Source organism: Duganella lactea, from assembly GCF_009857505.1.
In the GTDB taxonomy this organism is placed as follows: Bacteria; Pseudomonadota; Gammaproteobacteria; order Burkholderiales; family Burkholderiaceae_D; genus Rugamonas; species Rugamonas lactea.
Map to the genome: position 1 here is coordinate 66,667 of NZ_WWCP01000011.1, position 18,716 is coordinate 85,382.

At 63.2% G+C, this 18,716-nt stretch carries 15 protein-coding genes; 10 read left to right on the top strand and 5 right to left on the bottom strand.

What is annotated here, in order from left to right:
* Positions 1-4 precede the first annotated feature (4 nt).
* The 3 genes from GTP44_RS11470 to GTP44_RS11480 form a co-directional block, all read right to left on the bottom strand.
* Positions 5-2,293 carry a TonB-dependent receptor gene (locus GTP44_RS11470; protein ID WP_161019529.1) on the bottom strand — a complete coding sequence of 763 codons (2,289 nt, stop codon included), beginning with the start codon at positions 2,291-2,293 and terminating at the stop codon, positions 5-7.
* A 130-nt stretch (positions 2,294-2,423) separates the two neighbouring features.
* A complete protein-coding gene (locus GTP44_RS11475) occupies positions 2,424-3,476 on the bottom strand; it encodes a LacI family DNA-binding transcriptional regulator (RefSeq protein ID WP_161019530.1) in 1,053 nt (350 codons plus the stop codon).
* Entirely contained in the window at positions 3,476-4,084 is a 609-nt protein-coding gene (locus tag GTP44_RS11480; protein WP_161019531.1) for a glutathione S-transferase N-terminal domain-containing protein, read from the bottom strand. Before GTP44_RS11480 ends, GTP44_RS11475 begins: the two co-directional genes overlap by 1 nt.
* A 128-nt stretch (positions 4,085-4,212) precedes the next feature.
* On the opposite strand from GTP44_RS11480, the gene purB reads away from it, so the two are divergent.
* The 6 genes from purB to GTP44_RS11510 all read left to right on the top strand — a co-directional run bounded on the left by purB (position 4,213) and on the right by GTP44_RS11510 (position 10,425).
* The gene (gene purB, locus GTP44_RS11485) at positions 4,213-5,589 is read left to right on the top strand and encodes an adenylosuccinate lyase (RefSeq protein WP_161019532.1); all 1,377 of its coding nucleotides are present in this window, start codon (positions 4,213-4,215) and stop codon (positions 5,587-5,589) included.
* 138 nt (positions 5,590-5,727) lie between these two features.
* Positions 5,728-6,255, top strand: a complete 528-nt coding sequence (locus GTP44_RS11490) for a cytochrome b (RefSeq protein WP_161019533.1) — start codon at positions 5,728-5,730, stop codon at positions 6,253-6,255.
* A gap of 22 nt (positions 6,256-6,277) precedes the next feature.
* Complete coding sequence (locus tag GTP44_RS11495) at positions 6,278-6,829, top strand: YceI family protein (RefSeq protein ID WP_161019534.1); 552 nt, start codon at positions 6,278-6,280, stop codon at positions 6,827-6,829.
* A gap of 31 nt (positions 6,830-6,860) precedes the next feature.
* On the top strand, positions 6,861-7,427 hold the full coding sequence (locus tag GTP44_RS11500; protein WP_160989050.1) for a YceI family protein: 567 nt from the start codon (positions 6,861-6,863) through the stop codon (positions 7,425-7,427).
* 165 nt (positions 7,428-7,592) lie between these two features.
* A complete protein-coding gene (locus GTP44_RS11505; RefSeq protein ID WP_161019535.1) occupies positions 7,593-9,746 on the top strand; it encodes a S46 family peptidase in 2,154 nt (717 codons plus the stop codon).
* 112 nt (positions 9,747-9,858) lie between these two features.
* Positions 9,859-10,425 carry an NADPH-dependent FMN reductase gene (locus GTP44_RS11510; RefSeq protein ID WP_161019536.1) on the top strand — a complete coding sequence of 189 codons (567 nt, stop codon included), beginning with the start codon at positions 9,859-9,861 and terminating at the stop codon, positions 10,423-10,425.
* Here GTP44_RS11510 and GTP44_RS11515 read toward each other — a convergent pair whose 3' ends face one another.
* The gene (locus GTP44_RS11515; RefSeq protein WP_161019537.1) at positions 10,426-11,130 is read right to left on the bottom strand and encodes a hypothetical protein; all 705 of its coding nucleotides are present in this window, start codon (positions 11,128-11,130) and stop codon (positions 10,426-10,428) included. It abuts the gene before it with no gap.
* A 160-nt stretch (positions 11,131-11,290) separates the two neighbouring features.
* On the opposite strand from GTP44_RS11515, the gene GTP44_RS11520 reads away from it, so the two are divergent.
* The 4 genes from GTP44_RS11520 to GTP44_RS11535 all read left to right on the top strand — a co-directional run bounded on the left by GTP44_RS11520 (position 11,291) and on the right by GTP44_RS11535 (position 16,512).
* The gene (locus GTP44_RS11520; protein ID WP_161019538.1) at positions 11,291-12,976 is read left to right on the top strand and encodes a M14 family zinc carboxypeptidase; all 1,686 of its coding nucleotides are present in this window, start codon (positions 11,291-11,293) and stop codon (positions 12,974-12,976) included.
* Between the two features lie 80 nt (positions 12,977-13,056).
* Positions 13,057-15,210, top strand: coding sequence for an FUSC family protein (locus GTP44_RS11525; RefSeq protein ID WP_161019539.1), 2,154 nt, complete (start codon positions 13,057-13,059; stop codon positions 15,208-15,210).
* Positions 15,211-15,247: 37 nt separating this feature from the next.
* On the top strand, positions 15,248-16,168 hold the full coding sequence (locus GTP44_RS11530) for an EamA family transporter (RefSeq protein ID WP_161019540.1): 921 nt from the start codon (positions 15,248-15,250) through the stop codon (positions 16,166-16,168).
* Positions 16,169-16,287: 119 nt separating this feature from the next.
* Complete coding sequence (locus GTP44_RS11535; protein ID WP_160989043.1) at positions 16,288-16,512, top strand: hypothetical protein; 225 nt, start codon at positions 16,288-16,290, stop codon at positions 16,510-16,512.
* Between the two features lie 207 nt (positions 16,513-16,719).
* Here GTP44_RS11535 and GTP44_RS11540 read toward each other — a convergent pair whose 3' ends face one another.
* The gene (locus GTP44_RS11540) at positions 16,720-18,177 is read right to left on the bottom strand and encodes an APC family permease (RefSeq protein WP_160989042.1); all 1,458 of its coding nucleotides are present in this window, start codon (positions 18,175-18,177) and stop codon (positions 16,720-16,722) included.
* Positions 18,178-18,716 lie beyond the last annotated feature (539 nt).

Genomic DNA, 18,716 nt, shown 5'->3' on the forward strand with positions numbered 1-18,716 from the left:
TACATTAGAAGGCATAGGACAGACTGACTTTGGCGGCACGGCCGGAGATGGAGCGCGCCGCGTGACCGTCGCCTTCCACTTCGGTGTAGCCGATCTTGTTGAGCAGGTTGTTCACGCTGAGCGACAGCGTGGCTTTCGGCGTCAGGCTGTAGTTGACGAAGGCGTTCACCACCTCATACGCCGGCAGCACGATGGTGTGCGCGTCATCGCCCCACGACTTGCCGGTGCCGATCAAGCTGGCGCCGATGGTGGCGTCGCCAAAGCTGTAGGTCGGTGCCACCTGATAGATGGTCTTGGCCTGACGACGCGGCGTGTTGCCGATGTTGGCCACGTCCGCCGCCGCGGCGCCGGTGATCTTGGCGTCGGTGTAGGTCATGCCGCCGGTGATGCGGAAGCCACCGTTGCTGTAGGCGCCCTCCAGCTCCACGCCCTTGGCGTCGTACTTGTTGGAGGTGCTGCGCTGGGTGGTCGCCTCGAAGTTGCTCTCGTCGGTCTTGGCCTGGAACAGCGTGACGAAGGTGCTCACGCCACCGCTGCGCCATTTGACGCCGCCCTCGATCTGCTTGACGGTGTTGATGGCGATCGGCGCCGTGCCATCGAGCGGGGTGCCGAACAGGATGCGGTCCGCGTTGAAGGCCACACCATCGCTGACGCGCGCAAACACCGACAGGTTCTTGGTGAACGCGTAGTTGCCGCCGACCGAGTACGAATTGTGGTTCAGTTCATAGTCGACGAACTGCTGGGTGGCGGCGTCGTAGCGCAGCGCGCCGTTGTTCAACGTCGCGATGTTGGCGGTGCCGTTGGCTTTCTGGCGGTCCTGGCGGAAGCTGGCGTCCACGCTCAGCGGGCCGGTCTCGTAGCCGACGTTAACGTAGGGCGAGGTGAATTTGTATTCCATGTCCACCGCGCGCGAGCAGCAACCGCCGAAGGCCGCGCCGACCAGGCCGGGCGTGGCGCTGGCCGTTTGCAGCAGCGCCGGTTTGGCGCCGGTGAGCTGCATCAGGTATTCGTTGAAGTTCCAGGTCAGCGCCAGCTTTTGCGTCGACAGGTACAGGCCGCCGGTGGTGGTCAGCTTGCTGCCGTCGGCCAGTTTGAAGGTCTTGGACAGCTTGGTGTCGTTCAGCGTGTTGCCGGCGTCGTCGATCGAGGTGTTGAACACCACGGCGGAGAAAGCCAGGCCGTTGTAGGCCTTGCCCTTGTTCGGGCCGGTGGCGAAGGTGTAGTTGCCGGCGACGCCGTTGTTGCCGGCGAAGACGCCCGCAAAGCGGCCGCTGTTGCTGGACGTGCGGAACTTGTTGTTCAGGTTCCAGCCGTCGCCCAGATCGAACGAGCCCTCCAGCCCCACCGAATTGCTCTTCACCTTCAGGCCGTCGTTGATGTCAGTCGAGACCGGCGTATTGTCCTTGCTCAGCACCACATCGCGCACCCAGTACGGCGAATAGAAGCTGACCGTGCGCGGATCGATGCCGGGGATTTCCTGAATCTGCTGGTTGACCACGCGCACCGGCACCGGCAGCGCGGTCGGCGCCTTGTCGTCCAGATGCTTGAACGACAGGCGGATGAAGCCGTTGTCCAGGTCGTGCGTGATGTTGCCGCGAATCTGGCCGCCGCCTTCGGTACTCATGCCAGTGTTGCGCACGCCTTCGCCAGTGCGGTAGTTGCCGCCGATGAAGAAGCGGGTCTTGTCCGAGATCGGCGCGCCGTAGTCGAAGTCATAGCGGGTTTCATCGTAGCCGAGGCCGCGGCTGATGCCGATGTGGCCGCCCTTCTCCTCGCCGGTCTTGCTGATGAAGTTGACGATGCCGCCTGGCGCGTTGGTCGCCAGCGTCGAGGCCGAGCCGCCGCGCACCACCTCCAGGTGGTCCAGCGTGCCGTCGATCTTGACGAAGCTGTCCGGCGTGGTGAAGTTGAAGTCGCCGAACTGCAGCACCGGCAGGCCGTCTTCCTGGATCTGCACATAGCGCGCGCCGCCGGCCGAGATCGGCACGCCGCGCACCGTGATGTTGGCGTTGCCCTCGCCGCCCGACGATTCCGAGCGCACGCCCGGCACCGAGCGCAGCACTTCGGCCGCGCTCAGCGGCGCGCTGTTCTTGATGGTGTCGGCTTCCAGCGTCGAGATCGAGACGCTGGTTTTCATTTTGGACGAAGCGGTGCTGGTGCCGGTGACGACCACGCGCTCCATGTTCAGGCCATCGGCCGGCGCGGCGGCCTCCTGGGCGTTGGCGGACATGTGCAGAACGGCGGTTGCGACAGCGGCGGCGATGCCGCCCAGTTTCAGGGTGCGTGGTTGCATGAATTGTCTCCAGTGTTATCGTTGTCTGCTGCTTTCTTGAGCAGGTGAGCGCATTATGCAATCGATTGCATCAACTTGCAAAAGACTTTTTTGTTATGCCTTTTGGCTTCTATGCAATCGGTTGCACAAATCAGACAGTGCTGTCGCGGACGATCAGCCGGGTCGGCAGTTGCAGCGAGGGCGCGGGACGGCCCTCGGTCAGTTCCAGCAGCGAGGCCACCAGCGCGCGGCCGGCGTCCTGGATCGGCTGCTGCACGGTGGTCAGCGGCGGGTGGAAATAGCTGGACAGCGGAATATCGTCATAGCCGACCACGGCCACGCGACCCGGCACATCCAGCCCCAGCTGACGGAAGGCGTTGATGGCGCCCATGGCCATCAGGTCGCTGCCGGCGAACACGGCGTCGAAGGCCACGCCGCGCGCCAGCAGTTCCTCGACCGCCAGGCGGCCGCCGTCCGGCACGAAGCCGGCGGGCACCAGCAGTTGCGGATCGGCCGCCACGCCGGCCTCGTTCAACGCCTGACACAGCCCGGCGTAGCGGTGGCCGATTTCCGGCAGGTTGATGTCGCCAAAGAAGGCGATGCGCCGGCGCCCGCGCGCCAGCAGGTGCGCGCCGGCCAGCGCGCCGCCGGCCACGTTGTCGCCGCCGACGGTGCAGTACAGCTGCTGCGGCAGCTGCGCGCCCCACACCACGATCGGCACGTGACGCGCCGCCAGCTGGTTCAGTTGGTCATGATGGCGCCACTGGCCGATCAGCACAATGCCGATGACGCGGCCGGTGTCGAACGGCGCGGCGGCGGCGTCGAGCTCGCTGGCGTCGACGCGCGACACCAGCATGTCGAAGCCCTGCTCGGTCAGCGCGTCGGCCAGGCTGCCCAGCATCGACAGGAAGAACGGATCGGACAGATGCTGGCGCGTGGCCGGATCATACGGCACCACCACGCCGACGGTGCGGTTCTGCTTGCGCCGCAGATTCTGCGCGCCGATATTGATGTTGTACTTGAGCGAACGCGCCAGCTCCAGCACGCGGCTACGCGTTTCCTCGCTGATCAGCTTGCTGCCGGCCAGCGCGCGCGACACGGTCGAGGTGGACACACCCGCCAGCCGCGCGATATCGGCCATTTGCAGGCGCCGCTGCTGGGCGCTGCCGCTGTCCGCGTCCGGCGGCGGCGTGGTTTTTGGCATCAGGCGGGAACCGTGTCCTTGAACGACGGGCGTTCGGACAGCTTGTCGTACAGCTTGGCCAGGTTGGGGTGGTCGTCGCGCCAGCCGATGTCCGGGAAGCGGAATGACAGCCAGCCCAGCGTGCAGCCGACCGCCACGTCGGCCAGCGAGTAGTGCACGCCGGTGCAGTAGGGCTGATCGCCCAGCTTGTCCGACAGCGCCTTCAGGCCCAGCTCGACCTTGCGCATCTGACGCGCCATCCACTCCTCGCTTTGCAACTCTGGCGGACGCATGGTGCGCTCCAGGCGCACGCTGACGGCGGCGTCCAGCATGCCGTCGGCCAGCGCTTCCCAGCACTTGACGTCGGCGCGGTCGCGGCCGGTCGGCGGCAGCAGCTTGCAGACCGGCGTCAGCGTGTCGAGATACTCGACCATGACGCGCGAGTCGAACAGCACCGTGCCGTCCTCCATGACCAGGCTCGGCACTTTGCCGAGCGGATTGAGCTGGCTGATGGTGGTGTCAGCCGCCCACACATTCTCCAGTTCGAACTGGTAATCGAGCTTTTTTTCCGCGAGGACGACACGCACCTTGCGGACGTAAGGGCTGGCGAGGGAACCGATGAGTTTCATAGCGACAGAGTGAACAATGGAGGGAATGACAATAGCCTTCAGTATAACATCGGCGATAACATCGGCGGCGCGGCCGTCCGCCAATGGTAAAATCCCGGACTGCTCTTTCAACTTCCGCTCTTTCCATCATGACCACTACTCCTTACTCCACGCTGTCGGCGCTGTCGCCGCTGGACGGCCGCTACGCCGGTAAAACCGATCTGCTGCGCCCGATCCTGTCCGAATCCGGCTTCATGCACCACCGCGTCAAAGTAGAAATCTCCTGGCTGCAAGCGCTGTCGCTGGCCGGTTTCGCCGAAATCAAACCGTTCTCGGCCGAGGCAAGCGCGCTGCTCGACAAGATCGCCGCCGACTTCACCGAACAGGACGCCGCCCGCATCAAGGAAATCGAAGCCGTCACCAACCATGACGTCAAGGCGGTGGAGTACTGGCTGAAAGAACAGGTCAAGGACGTGCCGGAACTGGTGGCGGCGTCGGAATTCATCCACTTCGCCTGCACCTCGGAAGACATCAACAACACCTCGCACGGCATGATGCTCAAGGCCGCGCGCGACAGCGTGATGCTGCCGTCGCTGCGCCAGGTGATCGCCCGGCTGACCGAGATCGCCCACGCCAACGCCGAACTGCCGATGCTGTCGCGCACCCACGGCCAGACCGCCAGCCCGACCACCCTGGGCAAGGAAATGGCCAACGTCGTGGCCCGTCTGCAACGCGCCGTCAAGCGCATCGAACAGGTGGAAATCCTCGGCAAGATGAACGGCGCGGTCGGCAACTACAACGCCCATCTGTCGGCCTACCCGTCGTTTGACTGGCCGGCGTTCTCGAAGAACGTGATCGAGCAGCGCCTGGGCCTGGTGTTCAACCCGTACACCATCCAGATCGAGCCGCACGACTACATGGCCGAGCTGTTCGACGCCTTCGCCCGCGCCAACACCATCCTGCTGGACCTGAACCGCGACATCTGGAGTTACGTCTCGCTGGGCTACTTCAAGCAGAAGCTGAAGGCCGGCGAAATCGGCTCGTCGACCATGCCGCACAAGGTCAACCCGATCGACTTCGAAAACTCCGAGGGCAACCTGGGCCTGGCGAACGCCGTGCTCAAGCACCTGTCCGAGAAGTTGCCAGTCTCGCGCCTGCAGCGCGACCTGACCGATTCGACCGTGCTGCGCAACATCGGCGTCGGCCTCGGCTACACGCTGCTGGCCTACGACAGCTGCCTGCGCGGCCTGAACAAGCTGGAAGTCAATCCGGCCCGCCTCGAAGCCGACCTGGACGCCAACTGGGAAGTGCTGGCCGAGCCGGTGCAGACCGTGATGCGCCGCTACGGCATCGCCAACCCGTATGAGCAACTGAAAGAGCTGACCCGCGGCAAAGGCATTTCGAAAGCCGCGCTGCAGGAGTTCATCAACGGCCTGGCCGTGCCGCAGGAAGCCAAGGACCTGATGCTGGCGATGACGCCGGCCAACTACACCGGCATCGCCGCGGCTCTGGCTAAAGCCATCTGATGTAATCAGGCAATCTGCTTTACACTAGTCCCGGCAGCGCCCAGCGCTCCCGGGGCTTTTTTTCGGCCCCGCCAGCGAAGATAACCATTTTTTGGTATATTTAGTCCTAATAAGTACTATTTTCTCCGGAGCCGTTTTATGCCACGCTATACCAAAACCGCCATGTTGCTGCACTGGCTAGTCGCCTTGCTCATCATCGCCACCTTCTTCCTCGGCCTGTCGATGGTCGCGATTCCCGGCTTTTCGCCGACCAAGCTGAAATACTTCTCCTGGCACAAATGGATGGGCGTGACGGTGCTGTTGCTGGCCGTGCTGCGCGTGCTGTGGCGCGTCACCCACCGGCCGCCGCCGAAGCTGGTCTCGATCCCCGACTGGCAGCACAAGATCGCCGAAGGCATGCACGTCCTGCTGTACCTGCTGATCTTCGCCGTGCCCTTGTCCGGCTACCTGTACTCGTATGCGGCGGGCGTGCCGGTGGTGTACCTGGGCCTGTGGCAGATGCCGGCGCCGTTCGCGCCCGATCCTGAACTTAAGGCAGCTTTAAAAACGGTCCATTATGTTTTGACCATGACGATGGCGGCATCGGTCGTCGCGCACGCCCTGGCCGCCCTGAAGCACCACTTTATCGACCGCGACGTGACGCTGAAGCGCATGTTGCCGCTGTAATCCCCCCACTGGAGCCTGAATCATGAAAACCCTGAACAAAATCGCCCTCGTCACCCTGATGGGTGTCGCCTTCGCCGCCGGCGCCGCCGTGCTGAAAACCGATCCGGCCAAGAGCACCGTCACCGCCACCTTCAAGCAGATGAACGTGCCGATCGACGCCAAATTCAAGAAGTTCACCGCCAACATCGACTACGACGCCGCCAAGCCGGACGCCGCCAAGGCCACCGTGGAAGTCGAGACCGGCAGCATGGACTTGGGCGACGCCGACTACAACAAGGAAGTGGCCAAGAAAGAATGGTTCAACGCGGCGCAATTCCCGAAAGCCACCTTCGTCTCGTCGTCGATCAAGCCGGCCGGCGCCGGCAAGCTCAACGTGACCGGCAAGCTGACCATCAAGGGCAAGACCACCGACGTCAGCTTCCCGCTGACCGTCAAGGCCGACGGCAAGGCGCAAGTGTTTGACGGCGTGCTGCCGATCAAGCGCCTGGCCTACAACATCGGCGAAGGCGAATGGAAAGACACCAGCATGGTGGCCGATGACGTCACCATCAAGTTCCACGTCGTAGCACAATAAAACCACCGACCACCAAAGGAGACACCGGAAGATGAAAGCACAGATCCTGATCGCCACGCTGCTGGCCGCCTCGGCCACGTCCGCCATGGCCGCGACCTACAACCTTGACCCGACGCACACCTACCCGAGCTTCGAGGCCGACCACATGGGCCTGTCGGTATGGCGTGGCAAGTTCAACAAAACCAGCGGCACGGTGACCCTGGATCGCGCGGCCAAGACCGGCGCGCTGGAGGTCAAGATCGAAGCCGACTCGATCGACTTCGGGCTGGAGGCGATGAACAAGCACGCCAGGGATGAATCGATGTTCAACGTCGCCAAGTTCCCGACCATCACCTACACCAGCAAATCGTTCAAGTTCGACGGCGACAAGCTGGTCGGCGTGGACGGCGAGCTGACGCTGCTGGGCGTGACCAAGCCGGTCTCGCTGAAGGTGGACAAGTTCAAGTGCATCATGCACCCGCGCTACAAGAAAGAAGTCTGCGGCGCCGACGCCACGGCCGAGTTCAAGCGCAGCGACTTCGGCCTGAACTACGGCCTGCCGAACTTCTCGCCGGAAGTCAAACTCGCGATCCAGATCGAGGCCATCAAAGCCGACTAAAACCCGGTGTCAGGTCTGACAAAAGCACACGGGCTCAACTGCTTCGCAGTTGAGCCCGTGTGCTTTTGTCAGACCTGACACCGGGTTTTTCCACCAAATTCTGGTTGACGTGCGCGGAAGGTCTGCGGATACTGCTGTGCGCCACATCTTTTTATCTGGAAAACCATGAAAAAATCTCTTCTCGCGCTCGCCATCCTGAGCACCGCCGCCCATGCCGATGAGGGCATGTGGATGCCACAGCAGCTGCCACAAGTAGCCAAGCAACTCAAAGCCGCCGGCCTCAAGCTGGACCCGGCCGCCCTGACCAAGCTGACCGAGTTCCCGATGGGCGCCATCGTCAGCCTCGGCGGCTGCTCGGCGTCCTTCGTGTCGCCGCAAGGCCTGGTCGCCACCAACCACCATTGCGTCTACGGCAGCGTCGCCCATAACTCGACGCCGGAACGCAATCTGCTGGCCAACGGCTTCCTGGCCCATAACCTGGCCGAGGAACTGCCGGCCGCGCCGGGCACCCGCATCTGGGTCACCAAGGCCGTGACCGAGGTGTCGCAACAGGTGATCACGCCGGCGGTCGCCAAACTGAGCGGCAAGGCGCGCAGCGACGCCATCGAGAAGAATCAGAAAGCCATCCAGGCCGCGTGCGAAAAAGACGCCGGCCACCGCTGCACCGTGTCGTCCTACTACGGCGGCCTGGAGTTCTACCTGATCAAGCAACTGGAAATCCGCGACGTGCGCCTGGTGCACGCGCCGCCGGAAGGCGTGGGCAAGTTCGGCGGCGACACCGACAACTGGATGTGGCCGCGCCACACCGGCGACTACGGCTTCTACCGCGCCTACGTCAGCAAGGACGGCAAGGCCGCCGACTTCAGTAAGGACAACGTGCCTTACGTGCCGCAGCACTTCCTGAAGCTGGCCAAGGAAGGCGTCAAGGAAGGCGACTTCATCATGGTGCTGGGCTATCCGGGCCGCACCAATCGCCACCGTCTGCCGTCGGAAGTGGCGTTCACCTTCGACTGGAACTATCCGGCGTATGTGCAGCAGTCGGCCGAAAGCCTGGCCATCATCGCCGACACCACCAAGGACAACAAGGACACCGCGCTGAAGTACGCGTCGCAAGTGGCCAGCATCAACAATTACTACAAGAACCGCCAGGGCATGCTGGACTCCTATGCCGGCAGCGACATGCTGCAGCGTAAGACCGCCGAGCACGAGGCGTTGAAGCAGTGGATCAACGCCGACGCCAAACGCAAGGCCGAGTACGCCGCCGACATCGACGCGGTGGAGAAACTGATCGCCCAGCGCGACGCCGAAATCAAGCGCGACTACTACCTCGGTTCGTCCAAGCCGCGCCTGCTGAACACCGCGCGCGTGCTGTACCGCCTGGCCAACGAGAACACCAAGCCGGACGCCGAGCGCAAGTCGGGCTATCAGGTGCGTGACGTGCCGCGCATCAAGGCCTCGGTCGATGCGCTGGTGCGCAACTACGACGAGAAGGTCGACAAGGCGCTGGTCATGAACAGCCTGGTCAAATACGCCGCGCAACCGGCGTCGCAGCGCAACGCCGCGTTCGACACGGTGGCCGGCGTCAAGGATGGCATGAGCAAGGCCGATCTGCAGGCGGCGCTGGACAAGCTGTACGCCGGCAGCAAACTGGGCGACGCCAATGAGCGCAACGCCTGGCTGGAACGCAAGCCGGCCGACTTCAAGGCCAGCGACGACAGCTTCATCCAGGCCGCCGTCGCGCTGTACGAGCCGGACCTGAAGTCCGAAGCCGAGGAAGAGGAACTGGGCGGCAAGCTGCAACAAGCCTACGCCAATTACATGAAGGCCAAGATCGCCTACATGCACAGCAAAGGCCAGGCCGTCTATCCGGACGCCAACAGCACGCTGCGTGTGACCTTCGGCAAGATCGCCGGCCGCGATCCGGGCGCCGACGGCACCACCTGGAAGGCCTTCACCACCGTGCAGGGCGTGGTCGCCAAAGCCACCGGCAAGGGCGAGTTCAACGCCCCGGCCGCGCAGCTGACAGCGATCAAGGCCAAGGAGTACGGCAAGTACGCCGATCCGGTGCTGAAAACCGTGCCGGTCAACTATCTGGCCACGCTGGACATCACCGGCGGCAACTCCGGCTCGGCCGCGCTGAACAGCAAGGGCGAATGGATCGGCCTGGCGTTCGACGGCACGCTCGATTCGATCATCTCCGACTGGGACTTCAACAAGAAGATGACGCGCGACATCCAGGTCGACCTGCGCTACATCCTGTGGAATATGAAACACGTCGACCACGCCGACAACCTGCTGAAGGAAATGGGCGCCGAATAATCAGCAGCGCCCCGCGCGCCTGATGCCCAAAGCCACGCCGTGGAAACGCGGCGTGGCTTTTTGTTTGGATCGGTTATGATGGTTTCAACTCACACCACCGAAAGGAGATGTCATGCCCGCCAAGAAAATCGCCGTTGTGATCGGCAGCCTGCGCAAGGCGTCGCTGAACCGCAAATTCGCCCACGAGGTCATGGCGCTGGCGCCGGAATCGCTGCGCCTGGAAATCGTCGAGATCGGCGAACTGGCCATCTACAACGAAGACCTGGAAGGCAATGGCGTCACGCCACCACAGGCGTGGACCCAGTTCCGCGACCGCCTCAAGGAATTCGAAGGTGTGCTGTTCTTTACCCCCGAATACAACCGCTCGACGCCGGCCGCGCTGAAGAATGCGCTGGACGTGGGCTCGCGCCCGTACGGCGGCAGCGTGTGGGGCGGCAAGCCGGCCGGCATCATCAGCGTGACGCCGGGCGCCACTGGCGCGTTCGGCGCCAACCACCATCTGCGCCAGTCGCTGGTGTTCCTCGACATGCCGGTGCTGCAGCAGCCGGAAGCCTACCTCGGCGGCGCCGCCAAACTGCTGGACGAGCACGGCAAGATCAACAACGACAGCACCCGGCAGTTCCTGAAGAAATTCATCGACGCCTACGCCGCCTGGGTCGAGCTGACCACCAAGAAATAATCAGCGCTTCAACGCCTTGAAGGCATAGCCGGCCGCCGTCAACGTGGCCGGCTCACCTGAGTCCGGCGTGCCGCGATTCAGCGCCAGCACACGCGTGCCGCCCTGCGCCGGCAGCAGCGCCAGATCGGCGCCCGGCAAGCGCTGCGCCAACTGCGCCAGTTCGTCCTCCGCGCCGCCTGCATACACCCGGTAGGAAGCGCGGCGATTGCCCAGGTCCAGCAGATAGCCGGCCAGCGCCGCCATGCCAGGCCGGCCCGGCAACGCGGTCACCCGCAACCGGGTGCCGTGCTTGCGCAGGTCCAGCGTGTTCCACGGCTGCATCGGATACAGACGCGGCCCCAGCGCGCCGCCGCCGCCATCGACCGCGCCCTCCGCCACAATCACCGGCGCGCCGTCGCGCAGCACACGCAGCGGCGCCAGACCGTCGTAGCGGCCGGCGCTGGCCGGCAAGATCACCAGCAGGTCCGCCGCCGGCCAGTCCGGCACCGCCTCCTGGCAGTAGGACTCGGCATCGGCCGCCACCACCAGCACGCTCAGCCCCTGAAAACGGATCAGCACCAGGCCTTTGCCGGCCAACTGCACCCGCCCCTGTGACGCCGCCGGCGCCGCCGTCCCCGGCAACTCGATCACATAACGCGGCCCCACCTGCGCCACGCCCCAGCGGCAAACCAGCGCCAGCAGCAACACCATCAGGCACCATCGCATCGCAGCCTCCCGTCGTCGTTGGTCATTGAGTGACCAGTAGAGCATCCGTCCGTCGTGTTTGCCTTGAAGCAACGCAAAGCCGGCGCTGCGGCCGCTCAAAAAACGGGCACGATGATACAATTCCGCCCTTCCCTCCATTCCCGCGGAAATCCAGACGACCATGCACGACATGCTGACGCCTTACGAAAAAGGCAATCAAAATCAAACCACCACCTGGAGCGAGTGCATCGCCTTCTACACCGAACTGGCGCAACGCTTCCCGCATGTGCTGCGGTTTGAGCAGATCGGTCTGTCCGACGGCGGTATTCCGGTGCACGCCGGCGTGGTCAGCGCCGACGGCGTGCACGACCGCAGCCTGATCAAGGCGGCGGGCCGCACCGTCTTCTTCAACAACAACGGCATCCACCCCGGCGAACCCGAAGGCGTGGATGCCTGCATGGCCATCGTGCGCGACCTGTGTGTCGATCCGGCCAGGCTGGCCGCGCTGGGCGAGACCGTGTTGCTGTTCGTCCCGCTGTACAACGTCGACGGCGCGCTCAACCGCGCCGATACCTCGCGCGTCAACCAGGACGGCCCGGAGCAGTTCGGCTTCCGCGGCAATAGCCGCCATCTCGACCTGAACCGCGACTTCGTCAAGTGCGATACGTATAACGCCCAGCTGTTCAATCAACTGCTGACCAGCTGGGACCCGGACGTGATGGTGGACACCCACACCTCCAACGGCGCCGACTATCCGTATACCATGACGCTGATTCATACCCAGGCGGACAAGCTGGGCTACGGCCTCGGCCCCTTCCTGCGCGAGACCATGCTGCCGCATATCTACAAAGAGATGGAGGCCAAAGGCTGGCCGACCTGCCCCTACGTCAATCCCGTCAAGGACACGCCGGACGACGGCATCGCCGAATTCCTCGAAGTCCCGCGCTTCTCGACCGGCTTCGCCGCCCTGCACCACGTGATCGGCTTCATGCCGGAGACGCACATGCTCAAGCCCTTCAAGGACCGCTACGAGTCGATGCGCGCCCTGCTGGACGTGACCATGGCCTTCACCGTCCAATACGGCGAACAAATCAAACAACTGCGCGCGGAAGCGAAAGAGCAAGCCGCCAACGCCAGCGAATGGACCGTCAGCTGGAGAATGGACGAGACCAATCCATCGACGTTCCGCTTCAAGGGCTACGAGGCGCAACGCAGTCCCAGCCTGCTGGGCGACTACCTGCGCCTGTCCTACGACCACAGCAAGCCGTGGGAAAAGGACATCGCCTACTACAACAGCTTCGTGCCATCGGCCGTGGTGCGCGCGCCAAAGGGCTACATCATTCCGCAAGCCTGGCGCGAAGCGATCGAGCGCCTGCAATGGAACGGCGTGGAGATGGCGCGCTTCGAAGACGCACAGGAAGTGGAAGCGCAGTACTACCACATCGTTTCCGTGACCTCGCGTCCCAACGCCTACGAAGGCCATATGTACCACGACGACGTGCAGCTGGAAGCGCGCACCGCGCTGTTCACCGTGCGGCCCGGCGACTGGTTCGTGCCGCTGAAGCAGGCCAACGCCCGCTACGCCGTCGAGACGCTGGAACCGCAAGGCCACGACTCCTTCTTCCGCTGGGGCTTCTTCAACAGCGTGTTGGAGAAGAAGGAAGCCTACTCCGATTACGTGTTCGAAGACCTGGCGCTGGAAATGCTGAACACCGAGCCGGAACTGAAAGCGAAGTTCGAAGCATGGAAGGCCAACAATCCATCGCTGCTATCGAGCCAGGACGCGGTGCTGGGCTTCATCTTCGCCAACGGCAAGCGTCACGAAGAACCTGAATGGCGCCGCTATCCGGTGCTGTCGGTCTTCTAAAAAACTCAACCCGCGTTACACACCATGCGCATCCTGGCGATCCTGGGATGCGCATGCTAGCTGCCCACAAGGCCATAGCCATGCATTACGCACTCAATCTGCGCACCTTCTTCTATAGCCATTATTTTTATCTTGGCTTGCGCTTCGCCGCCGGACTGGTCGGCGTTACGCTGATTACCCTTCAATTTGCCGACATGGCCGTCGCCATGACGGTCTGCATCGGCGCGCTGTGCACCGCGCTGATGGACATGCCCAGCCCCCTGCGTCACAAGTTCAACGAGATGAGCGCGTCGGTGCTGCTGTGCAGCGCCGTGACGCTGCTGATCAGCCTTTGCGCGCCGTATCACTGGCTGCTGATGGCGATGCTGGTGTTGATCAGCTTTGCCGCCTGCATGATGGTGGTCTACGGCCGCAAGTCGATGCCGCTGCAACTGGCCACGCTGTTCATCATGACGATGTCGATGGAGCACACCATGTCGGTGCGCCAGTCGTTTATCCACACTGGCCTGTTCACGCTGGGCGCGGTGGCGTATCTCGCCTATGCGATGGGCGTATCGTGGGTGCTGCGTCACCGCATCAAGCAGCAGGTGCTGGCGGAGGCGCTGTTCGAGCTGGCGGCGTATATCGACATCAAGGCCGATTTCTACGACACACGCTTTAACCTCAACGAGCAATTCAATAAGCTGATCCGCCATCAGAGCCTGCTGGCCGACCGTCAGCAGGCTTCGCGTGATCTGATCCTGCGCTCGCACAACAACGCCAAGGACGCGGTGGTGGTGCAGGTGCACGTCTGCATGCTGGATTTGTATGAGCTGATTCTGTCGACGCATACCGATTACGCGCTGCTGCGCACCCACCTGGCCGATTCGCCGGTGATGCAGACGCTGCACGATCTGGCCTACAAGGCGGCGCGCGATATCGAATCGGTGGCGTATGACGTCACGCGCAAGAAGTCGTCGTATCCCGAGATCAGCTACGCGCCGGAGCTGGAGGCGATCGAGGCCGAGCTGGCGGCGCTCCAGCGGCACATCGACGCGGGCAAGCCGCGACACGAGGCGCTGGCGGTGCTGCGCGCGCAGCGCAACAAGATCCGCGCCATCATCCGAATGATCGGCGAGCTGCATCAGGCCAGCCAGAAGGCCTACGACACCACGCCCTTCTGGGCGGACGCCGACATGGGACCGTTCCTGTCGCAGCAAAAGTACGAATTCCGCATGATCCTGTCGCATCTGCGCATGGATTCGCCGATCTTCCGCTTTTCGCTGCGGGTGGCGATGGCGATCTCGGTCGGGCTGGCGGTGGCGGCGTATCTGCCGTATGCGGCGCACAATTACTGGATCGTGCTGACGATTGTGATCATCCTGAAGCCGTCCTTCAGCATGACCAAGCAGCGGCGCTCGGACCGCATTATCGGCACCATCATCGGCTGCATCATCACCGCGCTGATCATCAAGTTTCTGAATTATCCGGCGGTGATACTGGGCATACTGGTGCTGGCGACGGTGGCGACGCCGACCTTCATCTACCTGCGCTACCGTTACGCCGCGATCGCCGTGTCGGTCATGATCCTGCTGCAGATGCACCTGATCGCGCCGGGCAATCATGACCTGATCATGGAACGGCTGGTGGACACCTTCATCGGCGCAGCGGTGGCGACGGCGTTCAGCTTTGTGCTGGCGAACTGGGAATATCAATCCCTGCCGCGCCTCGTCGGCGAGGTGCTGAATGTGAACCTGCGCTACATGCAGGCCAGCTTCGATCTGCTGCAGGGCAAAGGCAAGGACGATTTCGCCTATCGCATCGAACGCAAACGGCTGATGGATTCGCTGGCGGCGCTCAGCTCCGCGCTGGTGCGCATGCTGGACGAACCTTCCAGCAAACAGCGCGCGGTGGAGGACATCAATCTGTTCATCGTGCAGAACTACCTGCTGGTGGCGCACGTGGCGGCCTTGCGCGCGATTCTGCGCCGGCACACCACCGAGCTGCCGGTGGAAGCCGTCAACGCCATGCTGGCCGAGAGCCACGACCAGGTGGTGGCGATCCTCGAACGCGCACTGGCGCCAGACGGCGCGGCGGCGGCACAGGCACAGATGGCAAAGGTGGCGCCGGCGGCACCGGCGACGCAGGTGCCGTGGTCTGGCTGGCCGCTGGTGCAGCGCCGTATCCGCCTGCTGCAAGCCGACGCCGTCAAAATCAGCGTCCACCGCGCAGCCATCCTGCGCAACCTGGCCTGATTCCCCCGCCATCGCGAAGCCTGCTAGTATCGGTGGCATGACAACCTCGGCCACCACCTCCCGCTTCAGCAACCGCGACCTGCTGTCCGCCCTGCTGGTCATCGTCATCTGGGGCACCAACTTCGTCGCGATGAAAGTCGGCCTGCGCAACCTGACGCCGTTCCAGCTGGGTGCCGCGCGCTACCTCTTCGCGGTGCTGCCGCTGATCCTCTTCATCAAGCCGCCCAAGCTGCCGGCGAAGTGGGTGATCGCTTACGGCCTGAGCCAGGGTGTCGGCCAGTTCGGCTTCCTGTTCCTGTCGCTGAAGGTGGGCATGTCCGCCTCGCTGGCCTCGGTGATCCTGCAAACGCAGGTCTTCTTCACCGCCATCTTCGGCTTCATGCTGCTGCACGAACGCGCCAGCCGCGCGCTGCTCGCCGGCCTGGCGCTGGCCGCATTGGGCCTCGGTTGCTTCGCCATGAACTTTTTCGAAACAGGCCACGTCAGCGACATCACGCCCGCCGGCTTCGCGCTCTGCCTGACCGGCGCCGCCCTGTGGGCCACCTCCAACATCGTGGTGCGCGGCGCGCAGACAGCCTCGCCCGGCTTTGACGTCGTCAGCTTCATGGTCTGGTGCAGCCTGGTGCCCATCGTCCCGTTCATACTGCTGTCGCTGGCATTCGACGACCCGGCCACACGCTGGCAATGGACCGGCGCCCCGTTCGCCACGTGGATCGCGGTCGCCTATCTGGGCTGGATGGCCAACATCCTAGGCTACGCCATGTGGACTCGCCTGCTCAAACGCCACCCGGTCAACCGCGTCGCCCCATTCAGCCTCGGCGTGCCGGTGGCCGGCATCAGCTCCGGCATGCTGATCCTGGGCGACACCATCAACGGCTGGCAGTGGAGCGGCATCGCGCTGATCGTCGCCGCGCTGGTGTGCACCATGTTCGGCGGCCGCTGGCTGGACCCGAAATAGGCGGGCGACCACGCCTCCAGTTATACGCTTAATTTATCGCGCTCATCACAAATCAAAAGTTTATTTATCTCTGAAAGCGGAGCATACTGCAACGCAACAAACGGATATTTAAGGAGTTCATGATGAGCGCAACCACCTACACCACCATTAATAACAATGGCTACTTCGTTAATGTTGTCGGCGCAGTACGTCAGCTGATCGCCGCCGTGTTCGCCGTAAAGCCGAATATGTCGCAGCGCAACAAAGAAGAAGCTGTCTACGAGCTGAACAGCCTGGCCAATGACTGCGAGCGTCATTCCCCCAGCCTGTCCGCCGAACTGCGCTTCCTCGCATCGCGCGGCTAATCTGACTCACTGAATTGACGGAGAACCACCATGCTGACCATCATCGAAAATCTGCCTGCCGCAATCGCGGTATCGGCTCTGGCGCTGCGCCTCTACCTCGGCAGCAAGCCGGCGTCGAAAGCGTAAGCCACGCCTGACGACTGAGCATACATGGCAAAAAGCCCCGGCACGCGCAAGCGGCCGGGGCTTTTTTAGTGGCTGAACCGCTCAGTTCAGGCGCGAATGGCGCATGCCGTACAGCAGGTAGGTCAGCACCGCCGCACTCATCCAGATAGCGAACACGGTGTAGGTCGTCAGCGACAGGCCAAACATCAGGTACAGGCAGGCCGCGATGCTCAGGCCCGGCACCAGATAAGGGCCGCCGGGGACGCGGAAGCCTTTTTCCGCCGTCGGACCGGTCTTGCGGCGCATCACCGGCACCGCCAGCGACACCACGCTGAACGCCGTCAGCGTGCCCATGCTGACCATGTCCCACAGGAAGGTGGCGTCGACAAAGCCGGCCACCAGGCCCACCACGATGCAGACGATCAGCGTGTTGCGGGTTGGCGCGCCGGTGCGCGGGCTGACTTTCTGGAACACCGGCGAAATCAGCCCGTCCTTGGAGATGGCGTACAGAATGCGGGTCTGGCCATAGATGGTCACCAGCGTCACGCTGAACACCGACACCACGGCGCCCGCCGCCAGCACCAGCGCCGGCCAGGTGTGGCCGGTGACGTTTTGCAGAATCACCGCCAGGCCGGCTTCCTGGCCGGCGAACATCCTGGCCGGCTGCGCGCCCATCGCAGCCACCGCCACCAGCATATAGAAGATGGTGACGATGACCAGCGCGGCAAGGATGCCGACCGGTACGTTGCGTTTCGGATTTCTCACTTCCTCGCCGGCGGTGGCAACGGTATCCAGCCCGATGAAGGAGAAGAACACGGTGGCGGCGGCGGCCGTCACGCCGGCCGCGCCGGTGAAGTGGACGCCGTCCGGGCTGAAGAACGGATGGAAGTTGTTGATGTCAAACCCGGTGAACGCCACCACCACGAAAAAGATCAGAATCGCCAGCTTGATCAGCACCATGATGGCGTTGGTGGTGGCCGATTCCTTGGCGCCGCGAATCAGCAGCAGGCAGCACAGCACCACCAGGATGATCGGCGGCAGGTTGATGTGGCCGCTACGGAATTCGATGCCATGGGTGGCGGTGGCGACGATGCTGGGTGAACGCAACATCTCGGGGATGTGCCAGCCGAAGGCGTTGTTGAGGAAGTTGTTCAGATAGTCCGACCAGCCGATCGCCACGGCGCTGGCAGCCAGACCATATTCCAGCAACAGACAGGCCGCCATGACGAAGGCCAGGAACTCGCCGACGGTAGCGTAGGCGAACGAATACGAGGAGCCGGAGGCGGGAATGCGGAACGACAGCTCGGCGTAGCACAGCGCGGTCAGGCCGGCGGTGACGGCGGCGATCAGGAAGGACAGGATCACCGACGGGCCGGCCTTGGGCACGGCTTCGACCATGGTGAAGAAAATGCCGGTGCCGATGGTGGCGCCGACCCCGATCATGGTCAGGGGGAACAGGCCGACCGAGCGATGCAAGGTGTTGCTGCTTGTAGCGTGTTCACTGCTTTTACTATCGACCGGCTTGGTACGGGTCAGTTTCTGGACCAACGTTTGGTTCACAGGCGTTCCTTGTGGGAGGTTTGTTCGGGCAAAAACACAGCGATTATAGGGCCATCCGGGCCGCTGTCGCTAAAGGATTTTTGTGCCTAAAAAACAACCTCGTTACAAGTGCTTACTTTTGATACAGTGGTGCGTATAGATTGGAAACAAGGCTCGGGTTACGCTTGAGGCAAGTATTACTCTAGAGCCAAGAAGGAGAACCCCGCCATGCCGATCCAGAAAATCCCGACCGTCTCCCGCCGCATTCACCCAGCCGCCCTGACCGGCGCCGCGATGGTGCTGCTCGGCCTGGCCATCACGCTGACCACGCTGCTCATCCGCGCTTAACCGATATAGACCGCGCCGGGCAGCCTGGCTGCCCGGCGGTCAAAAGTCGCTACCTGCAAGCGGTTGGTCAGCCGAGATCTGACTTCGGCAAGATTCCCTTGAGCGAAGCGCGCTCCCGGTTCTTTGCGATCATCCGCAAGGGTCCGCATTTGGCCGCAAGCGGCCTCTCGGAACTCCAACTCATCTGACAGTTCGTGCCAGGTTAAGTCTGA

Excerpts from the sequence above, each read along its gene's own strand:
- GTP44_RS11470 (WP_161019529.1), bottom strand. The coding sequence starts at position 2,293 with ATGCAACCACGCACCCTGAAACTGGGCGGCATCGCCGCCGCTGTCGCA.
- GTP44_RS11475 (WP_161019530.1), bottom strand. The coding sequence starts at position 3,476 with ATGCCAAAAACCACGCCGCCGCCGGACGCGGACAGCGGCAGCGCCCAG.
- GTP44_RS11480 (WP_161019531.1), bottom strand. The coding sequence starts at position 4,084 with ATGAAACTCATCGGTTCCCTCGCCAGCCCTTACGTCCGCAAGGTGCGT.
- purB (WP_161019532.1), top strand. The coding sequence starts at position 4,213 with ATGACCACTACTCCTTACTCCACGCTGTCGGCGCTGTCGCCGCTGGAC.
- GTP44_RS11490 (WP_161019533.1), top strand. The coding sequence starts at position 5,728 with ATGCCACGCTATACCAAAACCGCCATGTTGCTGCACTGGCTAGTCGCC.
- GTP44_RS11495 (WP_161019534.1), top strand. The coding sequence starts at position 6,278 with ATGAAAACCCTGAACAAAATCGCCCTCGTCACCCTGATGGGTGTCGCC.
- GTP44_RS11500 (WP_160989050.1), top strand. The coding sequence starts at position 6,861 with ATGAAAGCACAGATCCTGATCGCCACGCTGCTGGCCGCCTCGGCCACG.
- GTP44_RS11505 (WP_161019535.1), top strand. The coding sequence starts at position 7,593 with ATGAAAAAATCTCTTCTCGCGCTCGCCATCCTGAGCACCGCCGCCCAT.
- GTP44_RS11510 (WP_161019536.1), top strand. The coding sequence starts at position 9,859 with ATGCCCGCCAAGAAAATCGCCGTTGTGATCGGCAGCCTGCGCAAGGCG.
- GTP44_RS11515 (WP_161019537.1), bottom strand. The coding sequence starts at position 11,130 with ATGCGATGGTGCCTGATGGTGTTGCTGCTGGCGCTGGTTTGCCGCTGG.
- GTP44_RS11520 (WP_161019538.1), top strand. The coding sequence starts at position 11,291 with ATGCACGACATGCTGACGCCTTACGAAAAAGGCAATCAAAATCAAACC.
- GTP44_RS11525 (WP_161019539.1), top strand. The coding sequence starts at position 13,057 with ATGCATTACGCACTCAATCTGCGCACCTTCTTCTATAGCCATTATTTT.
- GTP44_RS11530 (WP_161019540.1), top strand. The coding sequence starts at position 15,248 with ATGACAACCTCGGCCACCACCTCCCGCTTCAGCAACCGCGACCTGCTG.
- GTP44_RS11535 (WP_160989043.1), top strand. The coding sequence starts at position 16,288 with ATGATGAGCGCAACCACCTACACCACCATTAATAACAATGGCTACTTC.